General features: G+C 57.2%; 14 protein-coding genes. 9 read left to right on the top strand and 5 right to left on the bottom strand.

Going from position 1 to position 10,352, the window contains the following annotated elements; all coding sequences use genetic code 11:
* Positions 1–1,021 (bottom strand): TIGR00366 family protein (locus HMPREF3172_RS08865; RefSeq protein WP_256173373.1); only part of this gene is annotated, 1,021 nt, incomplete at its 3' end.
* Between the two features lie 122 nt (positions 1,022–1,143).
* Positions 1,144–2,292 carry a helix-turn-helix domain-containing protein gene (locus HMPREF3172_RS08860; RefSeq protein ID WP_070428046.1) on the bottom strand — a complete coding sequence of 383 codons (1,149 nt, stop codon included), beginning with the start codon at positions 2,290–2,292 and terminating at the stop codon, positions 1,144–1,146.
* 80 nt (positions 2,293–2,372) lie between these two features.
* Between HMPREF3172_RS08860 and ychF the strand changes: the two genes are divergently transcribed.
* The 7 genes from ychF to HMPREF3172_RS08830 all read left to right on the top strand — a co-directional run bounded on the left by ychF (position 2,373) and on the right by HMPREF3172_RS08830 (position 6,058).
* Positions 2,373–3,458, top strand: a complete 1,086-nt coding sequence (ychF, locus tag HMPREF3172_RS08855) for a redox-regulated ATPase YchF (RefSeq protein WP_070516886.1) — start codon at positions 2,373–2,375, stop codon at positions 3,456–3,458.
* Positions 3,459–3,498: 40 nt separating this feature from the next.
* Positions 3,499–3,780: a type II toxin-antitoxin system RelE/ParE family toxin gene (locus HMPREF3172_RS08850; RefSeq protein WP_070516884.1), complete on the top strand. Its 282-nt coding sequence runs from the start codon at positions 3,499–3,501 to the stop codon at positions 3,778–3,780.
* A gap of 8 nt (positions 3,781–3,788) precedes the next feature.
* Positions 3,789–4,088 carry a HigA family addiction module antitoxin gene (locus HMPREF3172_RS08845; RefSeq protein WP_070516915.1) on the top strand — a complete coding sequence of 100 codons (300 nt, stop codon included), beginning with the start codon at positions 3,789–3,791 and terminating at the stop codon, positions 4,086–4,088.
* Positions 4,085–5,032 (top strand): serine hydrolase domain-containing protein, encoded by a 948-nt coding sequence (locus tag HMPREF3172_RS10790; protein ID WP_083281491.1) that lies wholly within the window; start codon positions 4,085–4,087, stop codon positions 5,030–5,032. Before HMPREF3172_RS08845 ends, HMPREF3172_RS10790 begins: the two co-directional genes overlap by 4 nt.
* Entirely contained in the window at positions 4,942–5,169 is a 228-nt protein-coding gene (locus HMPREF3172_RS10785; RefSeq protein WP_070516882.1) for a serine hydrolase, read from the top strand. The genes HMPREF3172_RS10790 and HMPREF3172_RS10785 overlap by 91 nt, the downstream gene beginning before the upstream one ends.
* A gap of 67 nt (positions 5,170–5,236) precedes the next feature.
* Positions 5,237–5,509, top strand: coding sequence for a hypothetical protein (locus HMPREF3172_RS10590; RefSeq protein WP_070516880.1), 273 nt, complete (start codon positions 5,237–5,239; stop codon positions 5,507–5,509).
* A 294-nt stretch (positions 5,510–5,803) separates the two neighbouring features.
* Positions 5,804–6,058 carry a HigA family addiction module antitoxin gene (locus tag HMPREF3172_RS08830; RefSeq protein WP_070516878.1) on the top strand — a complete coding sequence of 85 codons (255 nt, stop codon included), beginning with the start codon at positions 5,804–5,806 and terminating at the stop codon, positions 6,056–6,058.
* 339 nt (positions 6,059–6,397) lie between these two features.
* On the opposite strand, the gene HMPREF3172_RS08825 is transcribed toward HMPREF3172_RS08830, so the two are convergent.
* Positions 6,398–6,643, bottom strand: a complete 246-nt coding sequence (locus HMPREF3172_RS08825; RefSeq protein WP_070516876.1) for a ribbon-helix-helix domain-containing protein — start codon at positions 6,641–6,643, stop codon at positions 6,398–6,400.
* A 175-nt stretch (positions 6,644–6,818) separates the two neighbouring features.
* On the opposite strand from HMPREF3172_RS08825, the gene HMPREF3172_RS08820 reads away from it, so the two are divergent.
* On the top strand, positions 6,819–7,148 hold the full coding sequence (locus HMPREF3172_RS08820) for an XRE family transcriptional regulator (protein ID WP_070516874.1): 330 nt from the start codon (positions 6,819–6,821) through the stop codon (positions 7,146–7,148).
* A gap of 117 nt (positions 7,149–7,265) precedes the next feature.
* Here the strand turns inward: HMPREF3172_RS08820 and HMPREF3172_RS10545 are convergent, their stop codons facing one another.
* On the bottom strand, positions 7,266–8,054 hold the full coding sequence (locus HMPREF3172_RS10545; protein ID WP_070516872.1) for a hypothetical protein: 789 nt from the start codon (positions 8,052–8,054) through the stop codon (positions 7,266–7,268).
* 185 nt (positions 8,055–8,239) lie between these two features.
* On the opposite strand from HMPREF3172_RS10545, the gene HMPREF3172_RS08810 reads away from it, so the two are divergent.
* Positions 8,240–8,818, top strand: coding sequence for a DNA-3-methyladenine glycosylase I (locus HMPREF3172_RS08810; protein ID WP_070516870.1), 579 nt, complete (start codon positions 8,240–8,242; stop codon positions 8,816–8,818).
* Positions 8,819–8,932: 114 nt separating this feature from the next.
* Here the strand turns inward: HMPREF3172_RS08810 and HMPREF3172_RS08805 are convergent, their stop codons facing one another.
* Positions 8,933–10,342: an ATP-binding protein gene (locus tag HMPREF3172_RS08805; protein ID WP_061944146.1), complete on the bottom strand. Its 1,410-nt coding sequence runs from the start codon at positions 10,340–10,342 to the stop codon at positions 8,933–8,935.
* Positions 10,343–10,352: the final 10 nt, after the last annotated feature.

The raw sequence follows: 10,352 nt of genomic DNA, 5'->3' as shown, positions 1-10,352 counted from the left end.
AGACCGCGTCACGCACTCTGAAACCGGAAGAGCCAGCAAACCACTGACCGATGAGCACAATCAGCCCGGACCCGGCCATAATTCCGATGATCCCGGCGTAGAAAGGGAACTGAAGCACGATGCCAGAGGCTGCCGGAATCCCGTCGGTAATGCACTTGGCATACTTCGCTGGGCTCCCGTGCAGACAGATTCCCGCAATCAGAAAAATGAAGTTCATGATGTTGAGTTCGAGATTGAACCCGTTCGCAATGAAATAGAGAGCAATTGCGGTGATCCCGAGTATGACGACAGCAGTGTTGATGATGATGCTGTTATCGATTTTTTCAGCGGCGGTATCCGGCTTGCTTTGTTCTGTGACGTCTGCGGGACGGCCCTTAAAGGGGACCACTTCTTCTGCTCGCGGGGCCATGAGAGCAAAAGCGATGTAAACGCCGATGAACCCGAGGATCGAGATGGTGAGCATGGTCGGACTGAAAATTGTCTGTGTGACGGGAATCAGACCGATCTTGTCCTCCAGCGGGTGTTCGGGAGTGTTCACCAAAAGCGGGGCAGTAAGTGCAAGCGACATAGGCTGGGTGGCGATCACCGCTGAATAGGATGAGGCTACAAGCAGACGAAAATCTGCGGTCTGTGTACGACGAGCAACTTCGATCGAAACAATAGTGCCGGCTACGAAGCCCAAACCCCAGCTGATGATTCCAAGCCCAGCAGACACAACTATGACCACGGTGAGGGCTGCGAACTGCGTTTTCGGAACTTCAGCGAATTTAGTTAGAAGGCGCTTAGCCAGTGGTGCTTGCGCCAGCGCGTATCCGGTTACAAGCACGATCACCATCTGCATACCGAATTCGAGGAAGTTCCAGAAGCCCCCGTACCACATCTCCGCTATCTCTGGAAGGCTCGCGCCGCCTAAGGTCATGCCCATGGCTACAGCCACGATGGTGAGGATGAGAGCGAATAGGTAGGCGCTAGGCAGGTACCTCTCCACTAGTATGTTGAGGCTCTTAGACAAAAACTTCACGGTTGCTCCTTTGCAATCGACAGCGCAACGCCACGCTGGGACAATGCTAGAGATTTGCCGCGAATACAGTATTGGTTGTTGCTACATAAGTTCCTGCACTGTCTTGTGGGAGAAGACAACGTTCAGTTGATCGGCTGGTCTTTCGCCTTCATCGATTCGAGCAGCCAAGCAAGTTCTATGCGAGTTTCGGTGTGTTCAATGGAACACGAGGTGAGCTCTTCGAAGCGCGACAGTCGGTAGCGAAGAGTATTGGGGTGGCAATGAAGGGTGGCTGCTGCGGCAGTCACGCTCGCGTTGTGAATCAGATAAGCATCGAGTGAGTCAAGAAGAGATTTGACATCGGCTTTCCCTCGCCGGAGGGGGGTGATGTATTTCTTCTCATAAAGGTGGAGGACATCAGGGTACGCGCGTACAGCAAGTCGCCATCCAACATCGCTCAGGCGATGCAGTCCCGGTTTGCGGGCCTTGGACGTGCGAGTGATCTGCTCCGCGGTGCGGAACGACTCGTGGAGGTAGGGGAGAAGCCTGGGTGGCCCTACCGACATGCTTGCCTCGGGAAAAGTCAGATGCTCCGTAGAGAATCCTTCGATCGTGAAAGCTGTGGCGGTGCAGACTCCACGCCCGTTGGTCAAACGAGCTTCCACCATGCGCAATGATTCGTATGTTGGAAGCGAAGCCTCGGGAGAAAACGCGGCAATGAAATAGCTGTACTCCGCCCGTTCGTTCAGGTGGAAGAACTGGGCAGCTGCATAGGCGCTGGGACCGAATGGGGAGCCGTTTTTGACCGTGTCGAAGATGATCTCTTTTTGTGCCTGGCTCTGGGACGCCTGAAGCTGCTGATGATGGTTATAAACGTTTGCCAGTTTGACGGTGTAGGCATTTGCTGACTTCCACACGCTGCTGATGGCTTCGGCTTGTTCGCGCGCAGAGCATCCGCCTTGGTCAAGCAGTTTTATGAGTATCTCTACGAGTCGTTCGACGCTGTGGCGATAGGTCTGAAAGATCTCTTCAAGAGGGACTCCTTTTTCAAATCGCGAACGTGAGATCTGTGCCCACCTCATAAAGTATGAATCTGAGTTTCCGCTGTTGGGGCCGATTGAGCGTATGCACATTTCTACGTTCTGCTTGAGTGAGTCTTCGATCTCGGTATCGGTGACGTCGATGTACATCGGAGACTCACGCCGCACGTAGGCGATGATTTCCGGCAGAAGTCGCATACCTTGTTCGCGAAGTGCGTTGGCGAGCTGTTCATGGGAGACCTGGGAAGCCATGAGGAGATTGTGCCATTGGCCTCTCGCCTCGTTTGCCGCCCGGAGGCGACCGTGAGCCGGTCGCGGGCTAAAATGTCCGCGTGGCTTTGACTATTGGAATTGTGGGACTGCCCAATGTGGGCAAGTCGACCCTGTTTAACGCTTTGACCCGTGCTGAAGTTCTCGCGGCGAACTACCCGTTCGCAACGATTGACCCGAACGTGGGTGTTGTTCCGCTGCCCGACCCGCGGCTGAACCGCCTGTCGGAGATCTTCGGTTCCGAGAAGATCCTGCCGGCGACCGTGAGCTTCGTGGACATTGCGGGCATCGTCAAGGGCGCCTCGGAAGGTGAGGGACTGGGGAATAAGTTTCTGGCCAATATTCGCGAAGCCGATGCCATCTGCCAGGTGACCCGCGCCTTCTCCGACCCGGATGTCACCCGGGTTGAAGGCTCAGAGACCCCGGCCGGTGACCTCGACACGATTTCGACTGAGCTGATTCTGGCTGACCTGCAGACGCTGGAGAACGCCCGTCCGCGCATCGAAAAGGACGTCAAGCGCAAGCTCATTGACGGAGCGGTGCTCGAGGCCATGGACGAGGCCGCGGCTCTTCTTGAGGACGGCACCACTCTGTTCCAGGGAGCAGAGGAGGCCGGGATTGATGTTTCGCTGCTGAGTGAGCTGCAGCTCATGACGGCTAAGCCCTTCATCTATGTGTTCAACACTGATGAAGAGGGCCTGGCTGATGAGGACATGCAGAAGCAGCTGCGTGAACTCGTGGCCCCGGCTGAGGCGATTTTCCTCGACGCGAAGTTCGAAGCTGAACTCATTGAGCTTGATCCTGAAGAAGCCGCCGAAATGCTTGAATCCACCGGTCAGGACGAACCCGGTCTGGACAAGCTGGCGCGCGTTGGCTTCGACACTCTCGGTCTGCAGACGTACCTGACTGCCGGGCCGAAGGAGGCTCGTGCGTGGACCATCCGCAAGGGCTGGACCGCTCCCGAGGCGGCAGGCGTCATCCACACCGACTTCCAGAAGGGCTTCATCAAGGCTGAGATCGTGTCTTTTGAGGACCTCGATGAACTCGGTTCGATGAACGAGGCGAAGGCAGCCGGCAAGGTCCGCATGGAAGGCAAGGACTACGTTATGGCTGACGGCGATGTTGTGGAGTTCCGGTTTAACGTATAGCGCTATTGACGCACCGCGTCATGTCTTGCACTCTTAAAATGTGATCAGATCTTTCGGCGACCGTGACACGGAGCTCGTGTGGTTGCGTGAACCGGCACCTCGGATCGATCCGCGGATTCACAAGTCGGCGAACAGGAAGTTGCATCTGCTTGATGCCGCGGTGTCGCTCAACTCGCTTCGCATTCCGCCGGGAAATCGGCTCGAAGCGTTGAAGGGCAACCGTAAGGGTCAGCACAGCATTCGGATTAACAGCCAATGGCGGATCTGCTTCGTGTGGACCGAGGCCGGCCCGGAGAATGTGATCATCGAGGACTACCAGTGAGGTGCATGATGACTGAGAAGCTTTACGCGCCGATTCACCCTGGCGAGGTTCTGATGGAAGACTTCATTGAGGGATTCGGCATCACGCAGCACAAGCTCGCTGTGTCTATCGGTGTTCCCCCGCGGCGGATCAACGAGATAGTGCATGGCAAGCGCGCCATCACTGCTGACACGGCGTTGCGTTTGGGGCGATACTTTGGAGTGGAGCCACAGTTCTGGCTTAATCTGCAGAGTCGCTATGAGCTTGAGCTGGCGCAGGAGCGTGTGGCTGATCAGATAACCAAGATCAAACCCCTAGAGGTCGCATGAGCTCTCGCAGGCGGCTGGCTATCGGGTCCGGTCTGGTGGTCGCGGGAGTAGTGGCTGTTGAGGCCTTCGCCCGAGTGAGAACTCCGAGCTTGTGTCGCGAGTCGTCTGGCGACCCTTGGCTCGTTCGTAAAGCCGAGGCGATTCTTCGACGTTCGCGAGGGCCTCGAGACTGGGCCAGTATCGCGGTCATCGACAACGGTGTACTCCGTGAAGCTCATTTCGGTGCAGATCGTCATACACAGTACGAGATCGGTTCGATCACCAAGACTATGACGGCTGCGGTCTTTGCTGACATGCTGGAGCGCGGTGAAATAGGTCGGCGAACCCCTCTGGGGGCCTTCTTTGATCTGGCGGACAGCGAGGCGGCTGCCATTGAGCTTGAAGAGCTTGCCACTCACACAAGCGGCCTGCCGAATATGGCGAGCACATGCCGCAACGTCGCTGGTCTTGCTCTCTGGCCGTTGCTCGTGCATGACCCAAGTTCGTCGGTGAATCTCGAGCGTCTGACTGCGGATGCGAGCCGGTCTCGCCTGGGGCCAAAGAAATACGCATACTCCAATCTCGGCTACTCCTTACTCGGGCAGGCGCTGGCTCGCCACGCGGGGACGAGTGTTCCGCGACTGCTTGAAGAACGGTTGTTCGCACCCTTGGGGATGAACGACACGTTCGTTCCAACAGATCCGACGTCGCTCGGAGTAGATGCGCCTCGCGGTTACTCGGTCATGTGGGGGAGGCGATCCGCGCCATGGACGTTGGGTGCTGAAGCACCCAGTGGCAGTGTTCGATCGACCCTTGCTGACATGACGCATACCTTCAGGCTCTGCTGGACGGCACCGCGCCGGGCTTGGCCGCGATGGACCAGGCGGCCGTTGCCAGAGACGGTCTGGACATCGGCTACGGCTGGCATATCGACCAGGACTCACTGGTGTGGCACAACGGGATGACCGGTGGCTTCAGCAGCTGGATGAGTCTCCAACCCGGCCGTGGGCAGGGGGTGGTCGTGCTTAGCAACACGATGAACTCAGTTGATGACCTTGGGATGGGACTAGCTGGCTCGTCCTTTGAAGCATCAGTTAGGTAGGAGCCGTTCGCTGTATGGTTGTACCCACCGGAACTCGGTGGAGTTCAGGTTGAACGTGTAGAGCGCCATGTCTGAGACCGTCATGACGCCCGAGACGCTCGCACTGCGCGAGCTCCTCGTTGCCCGTTGTGACGAGTTCCAGGTGCTCCTCGACCGGTACAGCGCGACCAACCCGAAGCCGTTCGGATCCGTGGCCTGTGGCATCGCGTCCGCTGGATCAGGCATCGACATCCTCGTCGAGATGGACCCCGCTGAGCGGAACCTCCAGATCATCGGTGAAGCAGTGAACCACCTTCCCGATGAGATCACCGGCACGCACCCTGAGATCCCCTGGCCGTAGAGTCGGGGATTCCGGAACATCCTGGTGCACCAGTAGTTCGGCGTCGACATCGAGGTAGTCCGCGATGTCGTTGAGGCTCATCTGCCTCCTCTGGCCGAGGCACTGCATGAACATGTTGTCACCGACTGACGACGCGGATCCAAAAGTTGTTCGGGTACAGAGCGCAGTGGAATTCCGGTTTAATGTGCAGCGCTATTGGCGCTTCGCGCTTTGCGGGATAGGCGGGGTCAGAAGAAGTTGAGATCGTTGGCTACCACTGACAAGCTCCCTCCGGTTCACCCGGGAGAAGTCCTCATGGAGGACTTTCTTAAAGACCTGGGCATTACACAGCACAAGCTCGCGGTCTCAATCGGAGTCCCGCCTCGGCGAATCAACGAGATCGTTCACGGTAAGCGTGCGATAACTGCTGACACTGCCCTTCGACTGGCGAAGTTCTTTGGTATGAGCCCTCAGTTCTGGCTTGGGCTGCAGACCCAGTATGACCTTGATGTGGCAGAAGATAAGGTCTTCTCCGAACTTGAGCAGATTCAAACCATCAACGTTGCCTGACGATAGGTCCGAGTGAGAGTACTCGACAATGATTGCGGGCTGGAGGTTTTCCATTGATTAACAGCCGCGATCACTCTTAGGGCTCGATCTTGGCGATTAGTCGGGCAGGGTGCGGTACTGTTTTCGAGCCTTCATCGAGTGAATGGCGGTTTCTGAGCCGTCGTCCCAAATAAGGACAACCAGCTCGAGCAGTCGTGTTGAGCTGTCGAATCCGAGGCGAAGTTCCCGTTGAGGGTTCTCGTCGTCAAGCGGAGCTTTAAAGGCGCGCCTGACGTTGCTGCAATCACAGAATCTTCCGGCTTTATGCCGTGCTTGGTTGCGCTCCGGTGAACTTCCACCTTAGATTGCGTTTTTCAATACTTCGCGGATTGCTTGAGACCTCGACCAGCCGTGGGCGGCGGCATAGTTATCCAAATCAGAAATTTCGCTGGGCGAAAGGCGAATGGAGACAACCTTTGCCGCCGCCTCGTCACGAGGTTTCCGCCCCCGAGTGCGCAGGGTCTCCACGCCATAGCCGCGTTCTGCTTCGGCCGCCCAAGCCTCGATCTGCTTTTCGCTGACTGGCTTTCCTTTGATGGTCTTCATGCCTTAATCGTTATACGAAATTAGGTTAGGGGCTAGGTGTAACGGGTTTTTGGTGGAATTCGGCCGACTGATAGCCACGGCATATTGTGCTGAGCGGTCTGTGAGGCTTGTTCCTATTGAACGGTGAAGCTCCACGCTCATTGCAGTGTCTGCTGTCCGGCCTGATACTTGAGGCATGACAATCTGGAAAGTATCCGACGACTGGTTTGATCGGCACACAACTCAAGACCTTGCTTACCGCGTCAGGGTGCGTGTCATCACGCCGAACGTGCTGGATTCAGCGTGGGCGCGCATCGTTGAAGAACATGGCTCTGACGATGATGGCGTTGTGCCCATCGGCGGGGCTGCGCTCATCCGAGTGAACGATCACGAGGTCGATGCCATCAGCGGGGGAGAAGACGCCCTTGACTCGCTCGAGTGGGCGGTCAATGACGTCCTCGGTGAAGCTCTCAAGGGCGCCGAGGTGCTGGTTGTGGCCGAAGAACGCTCCCTGGTTTTCGACTAGTTGCCGTCGGACAATTCTGAAACGCAGTTCGGCTCGTGCTCCTCTGAATCAGAGGCACATGAGCCGAATGCGGTATCTCGCTTCAGGCGAGGCGAATAATGCTTTGCGAAGCTGGAATCAGCTGTGCATCGAAGGGTTCATGCCCGATGCCCGGTCAGCTTCATCGGTGGTTCTGATGAACCATGCGTTGGCCTGCGGCATCCAGAAGAACGCCAGCAGAAGGATCGAGATGATGGCCACTGCAATCGTGTCGGCCCCACCGGACTCAAGCCCTGTGACGGTGAGGATGATGCCATAGACCACGGTGAGCAAAGTGACGGCTGTCAGTCCTGCTCGCGCCCATTCGGAGCCTTCGCGGAGTTTCAGCGTGAGTGCCAGCTGCAGAAGTATCATGACCAGCTGCAGGATCATCGTCGCGAAGTAGGCGATGATGACGCCCCAGCGGAATTCGCCGAACAGAGTCATCATTCCCGATCCAATGAGGACCAACGGGCTAATGAGAATACCCAACAGGATCGCGATGACGGCGAAGCACCAGGCGACGATGGCGCCGGCACAGCCCAAGAGCCAGATCCAGTAGCCGATTTTGGCGTCCATGGGCATGTGGGCGGTCTTGAAGATCTGGGTGAATCCGCCGCGCAGTGACGGCAGCGCTTCACCTGCTGATTTTGGCCACGACTTGGGCATCCGAGTTTTGTATCCGGTGAAGTCAAAGTACGGGTTTTTCTGCGCAGATGCGTGCGCGGCGCCGCCGTTGGCACCGTGATGCTGGTAGCCCTGCTGCCCGTACTGCGGCTGCTGGTGGCCGTGTTGCTGGTGCTGCCCTGAGCCGGGCTGGCCGTGCTGAGGCTGCTGGTAGCCCTGCTGTTCGTACTGACTGTGCCCCTGTGCCGATGGCTGGTTCATCTGCTGATTCCCCGGTGAGTTATGTGATTCATCGGGGTTCGGGGTAACGGACATACTTGGTTGCTTTCGTGAATAGTTCGGTTCGCGTCATTGAGTTTTCGAATGAACGAGCAGAATATCATTGTTCGAGGTGGTAGGCCCGTATGCGCGGTTTCCGGGTTGGGTTGCTGAGGAGGGGCAGGCACATGAATGAATCGCTCGTCACAGGCGACGATGGTGTCATCCGACCGGCGTGGGCAGCCTCGGACCCTCTGCTGCGTGATTACTACGACACTGAATGGGGCCGGCCGGTCCGGGATGAACGGGGCCTGTTTGAGCGGCTCAGTTTAGAGGCGTTTCAGTCGGGCCTTTCATGGCTGACGATTCTGCGCAAACGCGAGAACTTCCGCGCCGCTTTCGACGGTTTCGATCCTGAAGTCGTTGCCGCCTACACGGATGCAGGCCGGGACCGCCTGATGGCAGACGCCGGTATTGTGCGCAATCGACGCAAAATCGACGCCACGATCACCAACGCGCAGGCAACGCTGGCGTTGCGTGCCGATGGCGGACTTGCTGACCTCATCTGGGCCCACCAGCCTGAGGAGCACCCCACCCCGAGAACAGCAGACGAGGTGCCCACCACCTCACCAGAATCGAAAGCCCTCGCCACAGCACTGCGCAAGAAAGGGTTCGTGTTCGTCGGACCCACGACCATGTTTGCGCTCATGGAAGCCGTCGGCATCGTCAACACCCACCTGGTCGGCTCGACAGCGCGACCCAGATGACACTCTGAGGGGCCTGAATGAGCCGTTTTCTATTCTGGAAGTTCGACTGCAATTAGGCTGTAAGTCACACTGCAAAGATTTAAAGTGTGATTTACAGTCTGCAGTCTTTTGAGCTCAGTTGAGGCTGTAGCGGGTGGACTTGACGCCCTGGCGCCCTTCCATGGTGACGATGCCCTCCTGAAGTGGCCTGCGCAGCGCGTAGCGAACCTGCCCTATTGTCAGTTTCGTGGCTGCAGACAGCTCATGAATGTCAAGAGGACCACGAGTCGCTAGAGCGCCGAGAACGTCAGCTTCATTTTTGGTCGGTGATGAGCTCAGCGGGGTCGCTGCCAGAACGCGAGAAATGTCGTTTGGGTCTCTTCTGGTTTCTACTTCCGGAGAACACGGGTTGTTGGTTGGCCGCCACAGGAGAGCTTTGAACTGGACGCCGGTATCAATGAGCTGGGGGTCTCTCAGTCCACGTTGCTTGGTAGTTCGAAAGACCTCGCGAATGCCGCCGCCTTCTCCTTCGATTATCGATGCGCCGTTTTGCGTGGTTAGGCGTTTTGCAATGTGGTACAACCGCTGGTTGACAGCCGCTTGAGCGTGTTCGACGCTTTCCAGCTGAGACAAAGAAACGCCCCTAAGGCCGCCGGGGCTTTGGATGAACAGGCTTCTGTCAGTCAGCCTTACTTGAACCTGTTTTCCAGTGCCCAACGTGTTCGGCCCAAGGTCACGGTGGACCAAGGCATTTGCGAGTAATTCCCGTATTGCGTTCAGGGGTAACTCGGAAACAGTTTCCATATGACCGTCTCCACGGTAAACGTGATCGGTGTTCAGGTTGGATTCAACCCATTGAAGAAGCTCATCCAGCAGGACTGGGAGTGGTCCGGTGAAGTCTTGGAGGTTACGGTTTCGAGCCTGTCCTTCACCACCCGCCAGCTGTACTGCCGCGGTTACTGTCAGGGCCGGATATTGCCCCTGCGGGTACTCGCCGAGCGCGTACAGCCCTGCAAGAGTGGGCTCGCCAGACGCAGTCAGTACGTTAGTGCGCCGCAGAACCTGCCCGTCGGACTCGTCAGCTAACCGTCGGTCTCGGGAGCGGACCTGATTCACGTACAAGTCCGTGAGGTCACTGTTCAGATCGTCACGGTCGCGGCCCTTCGCTGGTTCTAGGTCGTAGTTGACCTGCTCGTCACTGTGCAGCCGTGCAACTTCGATCATCCTTTCTTCGTGCGCGTGCATCGGATAATCGCCATCGGCTTGTCGAAGGTACGCTCTGTCGCCGACTCTTGCGGGTTTGTCAGCTAAAGGCAGAGGTGATACTGCTGCGATGAGGACATGTTTCTTCTCGATCTCAACGGTTTGGAACTCGATATGCGGTTCAGGTCGGACACGGTGTCTTGCGGAACTCACCAGGCCAGCTTCTAACTGCGCGATGTCCTGTACACCAACAACTGTGAACTCTGCATCGCCTTCGTCCACCCCGAGTATTACAGTTCCACCGTTTGGCATATTTGCAAAGGCGCACAGAGTCTCAGCCATACTGGGTACT

This window comes from Brevibacterium sp. HMSC08F02, assembly GCF_001807555.1.
GTDB classification, from domain to species: domain Bacteria; phylum Actinomycetota; class Actinomycetes; order Actinomycetales; family Brevibacteriaceae; genus Brevibacterium; species Brevibacterium ravenspurgense.
This window is presented reverse-complemented; position numbering and strand designations above follow the sequence as displayed.

Coding starts and splice junctions, on each gene's coding strand:
- HMPREF3172_RS08860 (WP_070428046.1), bottom strand. CDS start 2,292: ATGGCTTCCCAGGTCTCCCATGAACAGCTCGCCAACGCACTTCGCGAA.
- HMPREF3172_RS08845 (WP_070516915.1), top strand. CDS start 3,789: ATGACTGAGAAGCTTTACGCGCCGATTCACCCTGGCGAGGTTCTGATG.
- HMPREF3172_RS10790 (WP_083281491.1), top strand. CDS start 4,085: ATGAGCTCTCGCAGGCGGCTGGCTATCGGGTCCGGTCTGGTGGTCGCG.
- HMPREF3172_RS10785 (WP_070516882.1), top strand. CDS start 4,942: ATGGACCAGGCGGCCGTTGCCAGAGACGGTCTGGACATCGGCTACGGC.
- HMPREF3172_RS10590 (WP_070516880.1), top strand. CDS start 5,237: ATGTCTGAGACCGTCATGACGCCCGAGACGCTCGCACTGCGCGAGCTC.
- HMPREF3172_RS08830 (WP_070516878.1), top strand. CDS start 5,804: ATGGAGGACTTTCTTAAAGACCTGGGCATTACACAGCACAAGCTCGCG.
- HMPREF3172_RS08825 (WP_070516876.1), bottom strand. CDS start 6,643: ATGAAGACCATCAAAGGAAAGCCAGTCAGCGAAAAGCAGATCGAGGCT.
- HMPREF3172_RS08820 (WP_070516874.1), top strand. CDS start 6,819: ATGACAATCTGGAAAGTATCCGACGACTGGTTTGATCGGCACACAACT.
- HMPREF3172_RS10545 (WP_070516872.1), bottom strand. CDS start 8,054: ATGAACCAGCCATCGGCACAGGGGCACAGTCAGTACGAACAGCAGGGC.
- HMPREF3172_RS08810 (WP_070516870.1), top strand. CDS start 8,240: ATGAATGAATCGCTCGTCACAGGCGACGATGGTGTCATCCGACCGGCG.
- HMPREF3172_RS08805 (WP_061944146.1), bottom strand. CDS start 10,342: ATGGCTGAGACTCTGTGCGCCTTTGCAAATATGCCAAACGGTGGAACT.